The organism is Caballeronia sordidicola (assembly GCF_002220365.1).
Lineage (GTDB): Bacteria > Pseudomonadota > Gammaproteobacteria > Burkholderiales > Burkholderiaceae > Caballeronia > Caballeronia sordidicola_C.
Window position 1 is genome coordinate 1 of record NZ_MTHB01000076.1, and the last position, 15,439, is coordinate 15,439.

15 protein-coding genes and 1 tRNA gene are annotated in these 15,439 nt (G+C 59.4%); 14 read left to right on the forward strand and 2 right to left on the reverse strand.

What is annotated here, in order from left to right:
* On the reverse strand, positions 1 to 421 hold a 421-nt coding region (locus BSU04_RS12445), incomplete at its 3' end, for an NAD(P)/FAD-dependent oxidoreductase (protein ID WP_144021212.1).
* A 214-nt stretch (positions 422 to 635) separates the two neighbouring features.
* Here BSU04_RS12445 and BSU04_RS12450 point away from each other — a divergent pair.
* Positions 636 to 1,409, forward strand: coding sequence for an SDR family oxidoreductase (locus BSU04_RS12450; protein ID WP_089160973.1), 774 nt, complete (start codon positions 636 to 638; stop codon positions 1,407 to 1,409).
* The gene (locus tag BSU04_RS12455) at positions 1,406 to 1,885 is read left to right on the forward strand and encodes an acyl-CoA thioesterase (RefSeq protein ID WP_089160891.1); all 480 of its coding nucleotides are present in this window, start codon (positions 1,406 to 1,408) and stop codon (positions 1,883 to 1,885) included. The genes BSU04_RS12450 and BSU04_RS12455 overlap by 4 nt, the downstream gene beginning before the upstream one ends.
* Here BSU04_RS12455 and BSU04_RS12460 read toward each other — a convergent pair.
* Positions 1,882 to 2,427 (reverse strand): LuxR C-terminal-related transcriptional regulator, encoded by a 546-nt coding sequence (locus tag BSU04_RS12460; protein ID WP_089160892.1) that lies wholly within the window; start codon positions 2,425 to 2,427, stop codon positions 1,882 to 1,884. The two genes, BSU04_RS12455 and BSU04_RS12460, sit on opposite strands and share 4 nt — an antisense overlap.
* Before the next feature lie 208 nt (positions 2,428 to 2,635).
* Between BSU04_RS12460 and BSU04_RS12465 the strand changes: the two genes are divergently transcribed.
* The 12 genes from BSU04_RS12465 to pheT all read left to right on the forward strand — a co-directional run bounded on the left by BSU04_RS12465 (position 2,636) and on the right by pheT (position 15,427).
* Complete coding sequence (locus tag BSU04_RS12465) at positions 2,636 to 3,340, forward strand: CoA transferase subunit A (protein WP_089160893.1); 705 nt, start codon at positions 2,636 to 2,638, stop codon at positions 3,338 to 3,340.
* 2 nt (positions 3,341 to 3,342) lie between these two features.
* Entirely contained in the window at positions 3,343 to 3,984 is a 642-nt protein-coding gene (locus tag BSU04_RS12470; RefSeq protein WP_089160894.1) for a CoA transferase subunit B, read from the forward strand.
* Between the two features lie 276 nt (positions 3,985 to 4,260).
* Positions 4,261 to 5,178: an alpha/beta fold hydrolase gene (locus tag BSU04_RS12475; protein ID WP_089160895.1), complete on the forward strand. Its 918-nt coding sequence runs from the start codon at positions 4,261 to 4,263 to the stop codon at positions 5,176 to 5,178.
* Positions 5,179 to 5,226: 48 nt separating this feature from the next.
* A complete protein-coding gene (locus tag BSU04_RS12480; protein WP_089160896.1) occupies positions 5,227 to 5,580 on the forward strand; it encodes a RidA family protein in 354 nt (117 codons plus the stop codon).
* A 33-nt stretch (positions 5,581 to 5,613) separates the two neighbouring features.
* On the forward strand, positions 5,614 to 7,848 hold the full coding sequence (locus BSU04_RS12485; protein ID WP_089160897.1) for a RelA/SpoT family protein: 2,235 nt from the start codon (positions 5,614 to 5,616) through the stop codon (positions 7,846 to 7,848).
* 173 nt (positions 7,849 to 8,021) lie between these two features.
* Positions 8,022 to 8,098 (forward strand) — tRNA-Val (locus BSU04_RS12490).
* Between the two features lie 280 nt (positions 8,099 to 8,378).
* Positions 8,379 to 10,286, forward strand: a complete 1,908-nt coding sequence (gene thrS, locus BSU04_RS12500) for a threonine--tRNA ligase (RefSeq protein WP_089160898.1) — start codon at positions 8,379 to 8,381, stop codon at positions 10,284 to 10,286.
* Positions 10,287 to 10,336: 50 nt separating this feature from the next.
* Complete coding sequence (infC, locus tag BSU04_RS12505; RefSeq protein WP_075583340.1) at positions 10,337 to 10,861, forward strand: translation initiation factor IF-3; 525 nt, start codon at positions 10,337 to 10,339, stop codon at positions 10,859 to 10,861.
* A gap of 223 nt (positions 10,862 to 11,084) precedes the next feature.
* Positions 11,085 to 11,282 (forward strand): 50S ribosomal protein L35, encoded by a 198-nt coding sequence (gene rpmI / locus BSU04_RS12510; RefSeq protein ID WP_089160899.1) that lies wholly within the window; start codon positions 11,085 to 11,087, stop codon positions 11,280 to 11,282.
* Between the two features lie 29 nt (positions 11,283 to 11,311).
* Positions 11,312 to 11,671 (forward strand): 50S ribosomal protein L20, encoded by a 360-nt coding sequence (gene rplT, locus BSU04_RS12515; RefSeq protein WP_007585475.1) that lies wholly within the window; start codon positions 11,312 to 11,314, stop codon positions 11,669 to 11,671.
* A 210-nt stretch (positions 11,672 to 11,881) separates the two neighbouring features.
* Complete coding sequence (gene pheS, locus BSU04_RS12520; RefSeq protein ID WP_179258303.1) at positions 11,882 to 12,895, forward strand: phenylalanine--tRNA ligase subunit alpha; 1,014 nt, start codon at positions 11,882 to 11,884, stop codon at positions 12,893 to 12,895.
* Positions 12,896 to 12,991: 96 nt separating this feature from the next.
* On the forward strand, positions 12,992 to 15,427 hold the full coding sequence (pheT, locus tag BSU04_RS12525; protein ID WP_089160900.1) for a phenylalanine--tRNA ligase subunit beta: 2,436 nt from the start codon (positions 12,992 to 12,994) through the stop codon (positions 15,425 to 15,427).
* Positions 15,428 to 15,439: the final 12 nt, after the last annotated feature.

Consider the following 15,439-nt stretch of genomic DNA (forward strand, 5'->3'; position numbering starts at 1 on the left):
CCAGCGCTTCAGCCTGTTGCCCCAGCCAGCGCGTGACGTTCGCCAGGCTCACGACATAGTTACCGTGGTTCTTGAAGTTATCCGGAAGCAGCCAGTTCGGCACCTGTTTTGCGCTGTCCTTCGACAAGAACAGGAAACGGTCCTCGGTGACTTCCACATCGAGCGGTGCGCCCTGGGTCTTCCAGTCGGGGAGCAATTCGCTTAAACCCCGCGGGTCCATCACGGCGCCCGAAAGGATGTGCGCACCGATCTCGGAGCCTTTCTCCAGCACGCAGACACCCAGCTCCACGCCTTTTTCCTGCGCGAGCTGCTTCAGCCGGATAGCCGCCGATAGCCCCGCAGGACCGCCGCCCACGATCACGACGTCGTACTCCATGGATTCACGGGGACCGTACTGCTCGATGAGACTCTCCGGGGTCATCCAATGCTCCTGTCTAACGTTAGAATGCTTTTTTTGGGGATCGCGTATTGTCAGGGAACCCTTCGCAGGGTGCAACCGACGATCCTGAAATTAGCACGACCGTATTATTTTAGGATAGCATATCGGCTGTGTCGATTCGATGCTTATTTGGGGCGAACGGCGTCAGGCCGGTTCGAATCCGGGCATCTCAATCGCTTTCAACCAAGGAAAAACAATGGGCCGTTCGATCAATCTGGAAGGCAAATGCGCGCTGATCACCGGCGCCTCCAGCGGACTTGGCAAGCGCTTTGCGCAAGTGCTGTCGCAGGCGGGCGCACGGGTCGTGCTGGCAAGCCGGCGCACCGAGCGCCTGAAGGAACTGCGCGCCGAGATCGAGGCGTCCGGGGGCGCGGCGCACGTCGTGTCGCTCGACGTGACTGATTACCAAAGCATCAAGGCGGCCGTCGCGCACGCGGAGACGGAGGCCGGCACGATCGACATCCTCGTGAACAATTCGGGTGTGTCCACCCAGCAAAAGCTGACGGACGTGACGCCGTCGGACTTCGACTTTGTTTTCGATACCAACACGCGCGGCGCGTTTTTTGTCGCGCAGGAAGTGGCGAAACGGATGATCATGCGCGGCAACGGCACGGTCAAGCCGGGTTACCGGATCATCAACATCGCGTCCATGGCGGGGCTCAAGACCTTGCCGCAGATCGGCATTTACTCCATGAGCAAGGCCGCCGTCATTCATATGACGAAGGCGATGGCGCAGGAGTGGGGCCGTCACGGTATCAATGTGAATGCGATTTGTCCGGGTTATATCGATACCGAACTCAATCACCATCACTGGAAAAGCGAGGCGGGCCAAAAGCTGCTGGCCATGCTGCCGCGTCGCCGCGTGGGTACGCCTGAAGACCTGGATGGCTTGCTGCTGCTGCTTGCCGCCGACGAATCGCAGTTCATCAACGGCTCGGTGATCGCTGCCGACGACGGGTTTGGCCTATGAGCCAGGTTCTTGAGCAGGCGAGCCCAACAACGCCAGCGCCGGCCGGTTTTCATCGCGTCATTGATCTGTCCATGCCGCTACGATGGGGCGACATGGACGCATTCGGCCACGTGAACAACACGGTCTACTTCCGTTTCATGGAGGAAGTGCGGATTTCGTGGTTCCGGCAACTGGCCATTGCCGGTGCCAACGTTGAAGGGCAGGGACCGGTGATCGTGAATGCGTCGATGGAATTCCTGAGGCAGCTCCACTATCCCGGCGATGTCATCGGCAGCATGTTCGTGGGGCCGCCGGGCCGCAGCAGTTTCGACACGCGTTTCGAGCTGTTTCGTGCCGACGACCCCACCGCGCTCTACGCCCGCGGCACGGCGAAATGCGTTTGGATCGACTACGCGGCGGCGAAATCGGTGCAGATTCCCGACCTGCTGCGCCATGCCATTGAAACGGCCGCAGTGGGCATCAAAACAGGCGCCTAGTCTCCCAGCAGCCGCTGCAGCAACTCGGTCGCGTTGCCCGTGTCGTATTTGCGCATGAGCCGCGACCGGTAGATATCGACGGTCCGCGAGCTGATATCCAGCGCGCGGCCGATCTGCTTGCTGGTCTTGCCGGTGACGAGCTGCGCGGCGATTTCTCGTTCGCGGGGCGTGAGCTCAATGGCAACCCGGCGGGTTGCGCTCAGATCCTCGAAGGTCCATACGCCGGCTGCGTGCGGCGCGCTCAGGTCGAGCGAGCGCCCGGTCACGTGGCACCAGAACAATTCTCCGTTTGCGCGTTTCATGATGCGGTCGTCGGCGTAACTGCCCCGGCGCTGCATCAAGGCGGCGATGCGCTCGCCGATCCGCTTGAACTCCACCGGCGACGGATACAGCACCTGGAACGATTGGCCGAGCAAAGCCTGCGGCGCCGCGCCGAAAATCGCGCAGAGCTGCTCATTGCAGTCTTCGATGATCCGTTCCCGTGACAACACCAGTCCGACTGGCGCAAGATGAAACGCTGTTTGGTAATCCAGTTGACGCATTTGGCTCGCACGTGTCGGGTTTAGCCCGCGTTTAGCTATTGCATCGCCGTGCAGTACGGCAATTCCTTATGTATTTTTGCGTATTGTGCCGGATCGATCCGGCGTCGTACTCTTTTGCCACGTGAGAAAGTCGTCTCGCGCCATGCAAACCGGTCGCGCAGACGGCTTAAATAAACGGATTTCATCCAGATCAGGAAGGGACAAACAGATGAACAAGGTCTATCCCAGCGCGAAAGACGCGCTCGATGGCATCGTGAAGGACGGGCAGACGTTTGCCGTCGGTGGTTTTGGCCTGTGCGGCATTCCCGAGGCGCTGATCGCGGCATTGCGCGACACGGGCGTCCAGGGCATTACGTGCATCAGCAACAACGCGGGCGTTGACGGCTTCGGACTTGGGCTGCTGCTCGAAACCCGTCAGGTCAAGAAAATGATTTCGTCGTACGTCGGCGAAAACAAGGAATTCGAACGCCAGTATCTGGCCGGCGAACTCGAGCTTGAATTCACGCCGCAAGGCACGCTGGCCGAAAAGCTGCGCGCGGGCGGTTCGGGCATTCCGGCGTTCTTCACCAACACGGGTTATGGCACGGTGATCGCGGACGGCAAGGAAACGCGTCAATTCGGCGACAACCACTATGTGCTCGAACATTCGCTCACCGCTGACGTGGCGCTCGTGAAGGCGTGGAAAGCGGATAAATCAGGCAATTTGATTTATCGCCGCACGGCCCGCAACTTCAATCCGATGTGCGCCATGGCCGGCAAGATCACGGTGGTCGAAGTGGAGGAAATCGTGGAAACGGGCGCCCTCGATCCCGACGCCATTCACACGCCGGGCATCTTCGTGCAGCGCATCGTGCTGAACGCACATCCGGAAAAACGCATTGAACAACGCGTCGTGCGCGCAAAAGGAGACTGATCATGGCATGGGACCGGAACCAAATGGCCGCGCGGGCGGGCAAGGAATTGCAGGACGGCTTTTACGTGAACCTGGGCATTGGCTTGCCCACGCTGGTGGCGAACTTCGTGCCGCAAGGTATGGAGGTGTGGCTGCAATCGGAGAATGGCTTGCTTGGCATCGGGCCGTCGCCGACGGAAGAAGAAGTCGATGCCGACCTGATCAACGCCGGCAAGCAAACGGTGACCACGCTGCCGGGATCGTCGATTTTTTCGTCGGCGGATTCGTTCGCGATGATTCGTGGAGGCCACGTGAACCTGGCCATCCTTGGCGCCATGCAGATCAGCAAGACGGGTGACCTGGCCAACTGGATGATCCCCGGGAAGATGATCAAGGGCATGGGCGGTGCGATGGATCTGGTCGCGGGCGTGAAGCGCGTGATCGTGTTGATGGAACACGTGGCGAAGGGCGACCAGCACAAGATTCTCGAAGCGTGTACGTTGCCGCTGACGGGGGTGGCCGTGGTCGACCGCATCATTACGGATCTTGGCGTGATCGATGTCACCGACGCGGGGCTGAAGCTCGTCGAACTGGCGCCGGGCGTCAGTGTGGAAGAGATTCAGCAGAAAACCGGCGCACCGTTGGATGTGAGCGGCGTCAAGTAAGGTTTTCTGCATCGGCGCCGGTTTGCTTTTCCGGCTGAAACGGACCGTTCCGACGTGAGTCGGAACGGTCTTTTATTTTGCCTCGCGGCGTTTGCCAGAGGCCGGGCGGGTCGTAAAGGGGCGTGTGGTCCGTGTTTTGAGTGGATATCGCGCCTTTGTACAGGCCGTTGGGCTAACGCTGCGGCATCGCGCCGAAGCGCACCCGGCAAAGCGTTTACAATCGATTTCGGTTGAGTTGTTCGCATACCGCAGCGCCATCGCACAGAGGAAAACCTTATGTCCGCGTCTATCGTCGAAGCTGCACCTTCGTTTGTTCCCACGCCACGCCAGCGCCATGTGCAGTGCATCAGCCCGTCGGGCCTGCATCGCATGGCTTATACCGAATGGGGTGATCCGGCGAACCCGCGCGTGCTCGTGTGCGTGCATGGGCTGACGCGCTCCGGCCGGGATTTCGACGAGGTGGCGAAGGCATTCGCTGGCGAATATCGGGTGGTGTGTCCGGACGTTGCAGGCAGAGGGTTGTCGGACTGGCTGGTCGATCCGAAGCATTACGGGGTGCCGCAGTACGTAGGTGACATGGTCGCGCTCATTGCACGGCTGAACGTGGAAACGGTGGATTGGTTTGGGACGTCCATGGGCGGGCTGATCGGCCTCGGACTCGCTGGACTGCCGAATTCGCCCATCCGGAAAATGCTACTCAACGACGTCGGGCCACATATTGAACCCGTGGCGCTCGTGCGCATCGGCGCCTATCTTGGCCGAGGAGGCACCTTCGCCACGCTGCAAGAGGGCATCGACGACGCGGCGCAGCTCGCTGCGTCGTTCGGGCCACTGACGGCCGATGAATGGCGCGCGATCAACACGCCGTTGATGCAGGAGCGCGAGGGCCGCTGGGGGTATCGGTACGACCCGAAGATCGCGGTCCCGTTTGCCACGGCGGACGCGAATGCGGCTTCGCGCGGCGAGGCGATCCTGTGGCATTCGCTGGCGGCAATCCAACATCCGGTGCTGGTTGTTCGGGGTGAACATTCGGACTTGCTGTCGCGCGAGACCGTCAAAAAAATGGTCGCGAGCGGGCAGGCCGTGACGGCCAAGGAGATCGCGGGCGTGGGTCATGCGCCGGCGTTTCTGGCGCCTGATCAGATTGCGATCGCGTACGAGTTCTTCCTCGGTACAGAAACGTCCGAGGCATAATATTGAGCTTCGCACGGTTTTTTTGACTATTCACTCTCAGGAACACTCATGGCAGTCATTCGTCATCACGTTGGCGCGCGTCTTTCGGAAATCGCGATCCACAACGGCACCATTTATCTTGCCGGCCAGATCGCCGAAGACACTGACCAGGACATCACGGGCCAGACCCGCGAAGTGCTTGGCCATATCGACCGTTTGCTTGAAGAGGCCGGCAGCGACAAGACGCAGCTGTTGTCGGTCCAGATCTATCTCTCCGACATGGCCAATTTCGCCGCCATGAACGCAGCGTGGGACATGTGGGTTGCCGAAGGCAATGCGCCGCCGCGCGCCACCGTGGAATCGAAGCTTGCCAATCCGGCATGCCTCGTGGAAGTGGTGATCGTGGCGGCCGTGCGCAGCTAAGCCGGGAACATTTCGAGCACCAGATTAATTCGTATGCCTGATACCGCCGTTCCTCCAGCGCCGATACCCGAGCCGTCCTTCGACGACGCGCTCGCGTTCGTACGCGAACACGCGGGAGAGGTCCGGTTGACCAGCGGGGAGTTGCTGTTCGAGCACGCTGCCGGCACGGCGCGGATCATGCAAACGTTGAACGTCGATCCAGCAGCCATCGTGGCGGCGGCGCTGTTTGCAATTGCGCCGCATATTGATGACCCCGAGCGTGTCATCAGTGAACGTTTTGGCACAGAAGTGCAAGGCTTGGTCGCGGACGTTCGCAAGCTGTGGCGGCTGGGTTCGGTCAGTTCGCGGGCCACGCAGGCAACGTTGCCGGAAACGGGCCGTGAAGCGCAAGCGGCGCGTCGTGCCCAGGTCGAAGCGCTGCGCAAGATGCTGCTCGCGTTCGCGCAGGATATCCGCGTGGTGTTGATCCGGCTGGCGTCGCGGCTGCAGTCTTTGCGCTACTACGCTGCGAACAAGCTCGAGCCTTCGCCCGACGTGCCGCGTGAAACACTCGAGATCTACGCGCCGCTCGCGAACCGGCTGGGCATCTGGCAATTGAAGTGGGAACTGGAGGACCTCGCGTTTCGCTTCGAGGAACCACCCACCTACAAGCGCATTGCCAAGTTGCTTGACGAAAAGCGTGTCGAGCGCGAAGCGTATGTGACCGACGCGATCGCACGCTTGCAGAAGGAGTTGGCCACCGCGAATATCCGGGCGGAAGTGAGCGGCCGGCCGAAGCACATCTACAGCATCTGGAAAAAGATGCGCGGCAAGGAGCTGGATTTTTCCGAGGTGAATGACGTGCGCGCGTTTCGCGTGATCGTCGACGACATCAAGGATTGCTACACCGTGCTCGGTATCGTCCATAACTTGTGGCAGCCGGTGCCACGGGAGTTCGACGACTACATTTCACGGCCGAAAGCGAATGGATACCGGTCGCTGCATACCGTCGTGGTAGGCGACGACGGGCGAGCATTCGAAGTCCAGATCCGCACGCAGGAAATGCACGGTTTTGCCGAATATGGCGTAGCGGCCCACTGGCGCTATAAGGAAGCCGGCGTGCGTGCGTACGGTGGACAAGTCACGGCCGCTGAAAAATACGACGAAAAGATCGCGTGGTTGCGCCAACTGCTGGCGTGGAAAGAAGACGTCTCCGAGGGCGATGAGCCCGGCGCACAGCCCCGGCAGCATTTGCGCGAGGCCACGCTCGACGACGACCACATCTACGTGCTTACGCCGCAGGCACGCGTGATCGCCATGCCGCAAGGCTCGACCGCCGTCGACTTCGCATATCACCTGCACAGCGAGCTTGGGCACCGTTGCCGCGGCGCTCGTGTCGACGGGGCCATGGTGCCGCTCAACACGCCGCTGCAGAACGGCCAGACGGTCGAGATCGTGGCGGTGAAGGAGGGCGGGCCGTCGCGCGACTGGCTCAATCCGTTGCTCGGTTATTTGCACAGTCCACGGGCTCGGCAAAAGGTGCGCGCGTGGTTCAACGCGGTCGATTCCGAGGAAAATATCGCGAACGGGCGCACGCTTGTTGAAAAGACGCTGCAGCGTGAGGGCAAGACGTCCGTCAACCTCGATCAGTTGGCATCGAAGCTCGGTTTCAAGACGCCTGAAGACCTGTACGCGGTCGTCGCCAAGGAAGAGTTCAGCCTGCGCAACATCGAGCAGGCGCTGCACGATACACCGCCGCCGGAACCCGAGCCCGAAGCGCCGGCGCAATTCGAGAAACGCAGCAGCGGGCAAAGCGTGGCGCAAGGCGCGTCTACCGGCGTGCTGGTCGTCGGCGTGGACGCGTTGCTGACGCAACTGGCGCGGTGTTGCCGTCCGGCTCCGCCGGATCGCATCGCGGGCTTTGTCACGCGTGGCAAGGGGATGTCGATTCACCGCAGCGACTGCGCGACCTTCCAGCGCATGGCCGAACGTTCACCCGAACGTGTGCTTGAGACCGCGTGGTCCGCTGACGTAATGAGTGGACGCGGATCGTCGGTGTATCCGGTCGATCTCGCCGTGGAATCGAACGATCGGCAAGGCTTGCTGCGCGATATCTCTGAAGTCTTTGCACGCGAGAAGATGAACGTGACCGGCGTGAAGACGCAGAGTCGGCGCAACGTCGCGTACATGCAATTTACTGTCGAGGTGTCGAGTGCCGCACAAATTCAGCGCGCGTGCTCGTTGCTGAGCGACGTGCAGGGCGTGACGAGCGCGTCGCGACGGGCCTGAAGTCGCACGCAGGAAGAAAATGCATGCACGGCTCGTGCGCTTGGCGGGTTGATAAGGCGTTGAATTTGAAGCGCATTGTCGATGCTTCTTAAACGTATCGACGAATATCTGCAGTGTCATCGCATGAAAGCACTTGCCAAGATTCAAAACGCTCCATATAATTTCGCTTCTTCAGGCTCGTAGCTCAGCTGGTTAGAGCACCACCTTGACATGGTGGGGGTCGTTGGTTCGAGTCCAATCGAGCCTACCAACGAAAGTGGAAATCCGGTTCGCGCTGGATTTTCAAAACTGCAGCAAGCGTCTTGGCGCGAAAGGCAAATGAATAAGATGGCACCGCGAACGTTGACCGAAACAACTTCGGAGCGACGCTAGTCGAGGACCACTTTCGCCTTTGCAGTTGTAGGAAAAGTGAATGCGGCCCCTCAAAATGTGGGGCCGCATTTTTTTTTGCCTTCGCGCGGTTGACTTGGCGTTTGCAAGGCATTGTTGAATGAAATTGGGCGTCGGCCGCCGGCGTCTTGGAGAACGAAATGGTTTCGATACGTTTGCCCGACGGGTCGGTTCGACAGTACGACCACGCCGTCACGGTTGCGGAAGTCGCTGCATCTATTGGCGCGGGACTCGCGAAGGCTGCGCTGGGCGGCAAGCTCGACGGCGAGCTCGTCGATACGTCCACGCTGATCGATCATGACGCGTCGCTCGCCATCGTTACTGAAAAAGACGCTGACGGTCTCGACATCATTCGCCACTCCACGGCGCATTTGCTCGCCTACGCGGTCAAGGATCTGTATCCGGATGCGCAAGTGACGATCGGCCCGGTGATCGAAAACGGCTTCTACTACGACTTCGCATACAGCCGTCCCTTTACGCCTGAAGATCTCGAGAAGATCGAAAAGCGCATGGCCGAAATCGCGAAGAAGGACGAGCCGGTGTCGCGCCGAGTTGTGACGCGCGGCGAAGCGGTCGACTACTTCAAGAGCATCGGCGAAAAGTATAAGGCGGAGATCATCGAATCGATCCCGTCCACGGACGACATCAAGCTGTACTCGCACGGCAGTTTTACGGATCTGTGCCGCGGCCCGCACGTGCCGTCTACCGGCAAGCTGAAGGTCTTCAAGCTGATGAAGGTCGCGGGCGCCTACTGGCGCGGCGACTCGAAGAACGAACAGTTGCAGCGTATCTACGGCACGGCCTGGACGAAGAAGGAAGACCAGGAAGCGTATCTGCACATGCTCGAGGAAGCCGAGAAGCGCGATCACCGCAAGCTCGCGAAGCAACTCGACCTCTTCCATCTGCAGGAAGAAGCGCCGGGCATGGTGTTCTGGCACCCTAAGGGCTGGGCGATCTGGCAACAAGTCGAACAATACATCCGCCGCCGCCTGAGCGAAGTCGGTTATCTCGAAATCAAGACGCCGATGATCATGGACCGCTCGCTGTGGGAAGCGTCGGGTCACTGGCAGAACTATCGTGAAAATATGTTCACGACGGAGTCGGAAAAGCGCGATTACGCGATCAAGCCGATGAACTGCCCTGGTCATGTGCAGGTGTTCAACCATGGCTTGCGTTCATATCGCGATCTGCCGCTGCGTTACGCGGAATTTGGCTCGTGTCATCGCAATGAAGCATCGGGCGCGTTGCATGGCCTGATGCGCGTGCGTGGTTTCGTCCAGGACGACGCTCACATTTTCTGCACGGAAGACCAGTTCATCGAGGAGTCCATTGCGTTCAATACGCTCGCGATGAGCATCTACAAGGATTTCGGCTTCGATCACATCGACATCAAGTTGTCGCTGCGTCCCGACGCCCGTGCCGGTACCGACGAAACCTGGGACCGGGCGGAGCAGGGCCTGCGCGACGCGCTGACGGCGTGCGGTCTCACGTGGGAAGAATTGCCGGGCGAGGGTGCGTTCTACGGTCCGAAGATCGAATACCACATCAAGGACGCGCTCGGCCGGTCATGGCAATGCGGCACGCTGCAGCTCGACATGGTGCTGCCGGAGCGCTTGGGCGCTGAATATGTGGCAGAAGACAACAGTCGCAAGCGACCGGTAATGTTGCACCGTGCAATCGTCGGTTCCATGGAGCGTTTTCTCGGAATTCTGATCGAGCACCATGCTGGTGCAATGCCGCCGTGGCTCGCGCCGGTGCAGGCTGTGGTCCTGAATATCGCTGAAAGTCAGGCTGAATATGCACTGCAAGTGACCCAATCGTTGCAAAAACAAGGGCTTAGAGTAGAGAGCGATTTGCGCAACGAGAAGATTAGCTATAAAATACGAGAGCACACGTTGCAGAAGGTCCCGTATTTGCTGGTTGTCGGGGACAAGGAGCGTGAGGCACAAACCGTAGCCGTGCGTGCTCGTGGCGGTATCGATGCTGGCGTAATGCCCCTCGATGCATTCCTTGAGCGTCTGCAGCAGGACGTGCAGGCGTACAAGTAAGCCCACTCGCAGCGCGGCTAGTTTTTTTAGATTTTTAGAGGAAACGTAACATCGCTACTGATAAGTCTGCACATCGCATCAACGGGGAAATCACGGCACCTGAATTGCGCCTGGTCGGAGTGGACAATGAGCCGCTAGGAATCGTGAAGCTTGCCGATGCTTTCCGCATGTCTGAGCAACAGGACGTGGATCTCGTCGAAATCGCGCCTCAGGCTGTCCCGCCTGTTGCCCGGTTGATGGATTACGGCAAGTTCAAGTACTCGGAAGCCAAGAAGCAGCACGAGGCGAAACTCAAGCAGAAGATCGTTCAGGTCAAGGAAGTCAAATTCCGGCCGGGCACCGACGACGGTGACTACAACGTGAAACTGCGTAACCTCACGCGCTTCCTCGAAGATGGCGACAAGACGAAAATCACGTTGCGTTTTCGCGGTCGGGAAATGGCTCACCAGGAAATCGGCATGCGCGTGCTCGAGCGGTTGAAGACCGATCTCGAAGAGCACGGTCAGGTCGAGCAAATGCCGAAGATGGAAGGGCGCCAGATGATCATGGTCATGGCCCCGAAGAAAAAGAAGTAATAGAAAGAATCGTTCGATGGATCGCGCGGCCTTGGGCTTTAAGGTCTGCGCGGCATCGTTTGAGCAGGTTTCGGGGCTTCGCCGGATAATGGCGGCGCTCATGAAAAGGCGGTGGCTGTCAAAAGCCTCCCGCTCATAAGTGGTATGTGGGTTTCGAAGGGCGGGTCAGGATTGAATGGATCGACCGCACACCCATATCCATCTAATAAACTGGAGTAGTTTCATGCCGAAGATGAAGACCAAGAAGAGTGCTGCAAAGCGCTTCGTGGTGCGTCCGGGCGGTACCATCAAGCGTGGTCAAGCCTTCAAGCGTCACATTCTTACCAAGAAGACCACCAAGGTCAAACGCCATTTGCGCGGTTCCACGGAAGTTCATCATGCAGATATGAATTCCGTGCGCGCAATGTTGCCGTTCGCTTAACCCTTAACTGACACTCACAGGAGCGCATTATGCCTAGAGTCAAACGTGGGGTTACCGCACGGGCCCGTCACAAGAAGATTATCAAGCTGGCCAAGGGTTACCGCGGCCGTCGCAATAACGTCTATCGCATCGCCAAGCAAGCGGTCATGCGCGCCGGGCAATATGCCTATCGCGATCGCCGCAACAAGAAGCGTGTGTTCCGTGCGTTGTGGATCACGCGTATCAACGCGGCGGTGCGTCAGCACGACATGACGTACAGCGTGTTCATCAACGGCCTGAAGAAGGCTTCGATCGAACTCGACCGCAAGGTGCTGGCCGACATGGCTGTGTTCGACAAGGCTGCTTTTGCTGCGATCGTCAAGCAGGTAAAAGCCGCCGTTGCAGCCTGATCGAGCTTGTTAGCAAGATCGGTACTGCGTGGTTCGTTGCTGCGTTGTCTCTAACCGGACGGCGGAACAACTAAAAAACGGGGCTCTTGTCGAGCCCCGTTTTTGTTGGTGAAGCCGGTGAAGATGGGTTGAAGCGCGAAGATGCTGAGGTCGCGCAAACATCGGCCCGGGAACGATCAGAAGAACTTTGACGCTGAAATGATGGGATCAATGGATCTGGACCAGATTGTCGCCGACGCGCGAAATGCCTTCGAAAACGCCGCTGATGCGGCTACGCTCGAAAATGAAAAGGCCCGCTTTCTTGGTAAGTCCGGGGTGCTCACGGATCTGCTGAAAGGCTTGGGCAAACTCGATCCTGAAGCCCGCAAGACTGAAGGCGCACGCATCAATGCGGTGAAGCAGCAGGTGGAAGCAGCGCTGAACGCGCGCCGTCAGGCGCTGGCGGACGTGTTGCTGAATCAGCGGCTGGCTTCTGAATCGATCGATGTCACGTTGCCCGGCCGCGGTCTCGGCGCCGGCAGCCTGCATCCGGTGATGCGCACGTGGGAACGCGTGGAACAGATTTTCAGCACGATTGGTTTCGATGTGGCCGATGGCCCCGAGATCGAAACCGACTGGTACAACTTCACTGCGCTGAACAGCCCGGAAAATCATCCGGCGCGTTCGATGCAGGACACGTTTTATATCGACGGCAAAGATGCGGATGGCCGGCAACTGCTGCTGCGCACGCACACCAGCCCGATGCAGGTGCGCTATGCGCGCATGAACAAACCGCCGATCAAGGTGATCGTGCCGGGCCGGACGTATCGGGTGGATAGCGACGCCACGCATTCGCCAATGTTCAATCAAGTCGAGGGCTTGTGGATCGACGAGAACATCAGCTTTGCCGACCTGAAGGGCGTGTACTCTGATTTCCTGAAGAAATTCTTCGAGCGTGACGACATTCTCGTGCGCTTCCGGCCGTCGTATTTTCCGTTTACCGAGCCGTCCGCCGAAATCGACATGATGTTCGAGCACGGCAAGAACGCCGGTAAATGGCTCGAGATCTCGGGTTCGGGGCAAGTTCATCCGAACGTGATCCGCAACATGGGACTCGACCCGGAACGGTATATCGGCTTTGCATTCGGCAGTGGCCTCGAGCGCCTGACGATGCTGCGCTATGGCGTGCAGGACCTGCGCCTGTTCTTCGAAAACGATCTGCGTTTCCTCGAGCAATTTGCCTGACGTACGTTGCGCACGTTGTTGCGAGCCGTTGTCGGGACAGTTACGTCCAGACGCAGACACGACTTATGTCGAACCTCATTTCGAACCTAGACACACATGCAATTCCCGGAATCCTGGCTTAGAACTTTCGTCGATCCCAAGCTCTCGACCGATGAACTCTCGCACGCGCTGACCATGGCGGGTCTCGAAGTGGAAGGCCTCGCGCCCGTCGCGCCGCCGACCACGAAGATCGTCGTCGGGCAGGTGCTTGAAGTGGCGAAGCACCCAAACGCCGACAAGCTCAACGTGTGTCAGGTTGACGCCGGCACCGGCGAGACGCTGACCATTGTGTGCGGCGCGCCGAACGTGTCGCCGGGAATCAAGGTGCCGGTCGCACTGGTCGGCGCCGAACTGCCGCCGGCCGAAGCGGGCGGTGCGCCGTTCGCGATCAAGTTGTCCAAGCTGCGCGGCGTGGAAAGCCAGGGCATGTTGTGCTCGGCACGCGAACTGAAGCTGTCGGAAGATCACAGCGGCTTGCTGATCCTGGCCGCCGATACCCCGATTGGCCAGGACATTCGCCAGACGCTCAACCTCGACGACACCGTTTTCGAGATCAAGCTCACGCCGAACAAAGCCGATTGTTTGTCGGTGTTCGGCGTGGCGCGGGAAACCGCCGCTATCACAGGCGCACCGTTGCATGCGCTCGAGATGCCGCCGGTTGCCGTCACTATCAATGAAGTATTGCCGGTCAAGGTTCTGGCGCCCGATCTGTGCGGACGCTTCTCTGGCCGCGTGATTCGCGGTGTGAACGCGCACGCGAAAACGCCGCACTGGATGGTCGAGCGTCTCGAGCGTTCGGGACAGCGCAGCATCTCCGCGCTCGTCGATATCTCGAATTACGTAATGCTTGAACTCGGCCGGCCGACGCACGTGTTCGATCTCGACAAGATCCACGGCGGTATTGAAGTGCGCTGGGGAAAGACGGGCGAGACGCTCAAACTGCTGAACGGCAATACGGTGGAACTCGATGAAACCGTCGGTGTGATCGCCGACGATCGCCACGTCGAAAGCCTCGCCGGGATCATGGGCGGCGACAGCACCGCCGTGTCGCTCGAAACAACCAACATTTACCTGGAAGCCGCGTTCTGGTGGCCGGACAGCATTCGTGGCCGCGCGCGCAAGTACAACTTTTCCACGGACGCGGCGCATCGTTTCGAGCGCGGCGTGGATTATTCGACGACCGTCGAGCATATCGAGCGTGTTTCCAAACTGATCCTCGATATTTGCGGCGGTAACGCCGGTCCTGTAGACGACCAGACGCTCAACGTACCGACCCGCGAGCCGGTGAGCATGCGTGTATCGCGGGCCAACCGGATCATCGGGGTGGTTATCGGTGCAGAGGAAATTGCGCAGATTTTCACGCGACTTGGCCTGACGTTCACGCACGATGGCGACACGTTCGCGGTCACGCCGCCGCCGTATCGGTTCGACATCGAGATTGAAGAAGATCTGATCGAGGAAGTCGCGCGCATTTACGGCTTCGAGAGGATTCCGGCGCGTCCGCCGGTTGCGACCAGCGAGATGCGTCCGACCAACGAGACGAAGCGTTCGATTCACGTGCTGCGTCACGCCGTTGCCGCACGTGATTATGCGGAGACGGTGAATTTCAGTTTCGTCGATGCTGAATGGGAAGCGGATTTCGCCGGCAACACGAATCCTGTAAGGCTGCTCAATCCGATCGCGAGCCAGCTTTCGGTCATGCGCACCACGTTGTTCGGCAGTCTGATCAGCGTGCTGCGTCACAATCTGAACCGGCGCGCGGACCGGATTCGCGTGTTCGAAGCGGGCCGTGTGTTCCTGCACGATCCGGCGATCAAGGCAGGCGAACTGGCCATTGAAGGTTTCGATCAGCCGAAGATGATCGGCGGCCTGGCTTACGGTCCGGCGTTCGACGAGCAGTGGGGAGCCAAACCGTCGCGCACTGTCGATTTCTTCGACGTAAAAGGCGACGTGGAAGCGCTGTTCGCGCCGGTCGTGCCGCGTTTCGTGAAAGCGGAACATCCGGCGCTGCATCCGGGACGCAGCGCACGGATCGAAGTCGACGGCCGGGCAGTGGGCTGGATCGGTGACCTGCACCCGCGCTGGATGCAGAAATACGATTTGCCGCATGCACCGGTTTTGTTCGAAATCGAATCTGAAGCATTGATGCAACGCGCGTTGCCGGTGCCGTCCGACGTATCCAAATTTCCGCCGGTTCGCCGTGATATTGCGATCGTCGTGGACCAGAAGGTAGAAGTGCAGGCGCTCATAGACGAGCTGGAAAGTGCCCGTTCCGAGCCCGCCTGCAAGCATGTCACCAGGGTTGCTTTATTCGACGAATTTCGTCCAAAATCAAGCACTTCCGGTGGGTTGGACGCGCATGAGAAAAGCCTTGCCTTCCGTGTAACGTTGCAAGATACTGGCGGGACGCTTCAGGACGAAACGGTCGAAACGGCCATCAAAACATTGGTGGAACGCTTGGCTCGAGTACATGGCGCGCGATTGCGCGGATAGCCTGCAGTTGGC

Coding starts and splice junctions, on each gene's coding strand:
- BSU04_RS12475 (WP_089160895.1), top strand. CDS start 4,261: ATGTCCGCGTCTATCGTCGAAGCTGCACCTTCGTTTGTTCCCACGCCA.
- BSU04_RS12460 (WP_089160892.1), bottom strand. CDS start 2,427: ATGCGTCAACTGGATTACCAAACAGCGTTTCATCTTGCGCCAGTCGGA.
- BSU04_RS12455 (WP_089160891.1), top strand. CDS start 1,406: ATGAGCCAGGTTCTTGAGCAGGCGAGCCCAACAACGCCAGCGCCGGCC.
- BSU04_RS12485 (WP_089160897.1), top strand. CDS start 5,614: ATGCCTGATACCGCCGTTCCTCCAGCGCCGATACCCGAGCCGTCCTTC.
- pheS (WP_179258303.1), top strand. CDS start 11,882: ATGGATCTGGACCAGATTGTCGCCGACGCGCGAAATGCCTTCGAAAAC.
- BSU04_RS12450 (WP_089160973.1), top strand. CDS start 636: ATGGGCCGTTCGATCAATCTGGAAGGCAAATGCGCGCTGATCACCGGC.
- BSU04_RS12480 (WP_089160896.1), top strand. CDS start 5,227: ATGGCAGTCATTCGTCATCACGTTGGCGCGCGTCTTTCGGAAATCGCG.
- thrS (WP_089160898.1), top strand. CDS start 8,379: ATGGTTTCGATACGTTTGCCCGACGGGTCGGTTCGACAGTACGACCAC.
- rplT (WP_007585475.1), top strand. CDS start 11,312: ATGCCTAGAGTCAAACGTGGGGTTACCGCACGGGCCCGTCACAAGAAG.
- rpmI (WP_089160899.1), top strand. CDS start 11,085: ATGCCGAAGATGAAGACCAAGAAGAGTGCTGCAAAGCGCTTCGTGGTG.
- BSU04_RS12465 (WP_089160893.1), top strand. CDS start 2,636: ATGAACAAGGTCTATCCCAGCGCGAAAGACGCGCTCGATGGCATCGTG.
- BSU04_RS12470 (WP_089160894.1), top strand. CDS start 3,343: ATGGCATGGGACCGGAACCAAATGGCCGCGCGGGCGGGCAAGGAATTG.
- pheT (WP_089160900.1), top strand. CDS start 12,992: ATGCAATTCCCGGAATCCTGGCTTAGAACTTTCGTCGATCCCAAGCTC.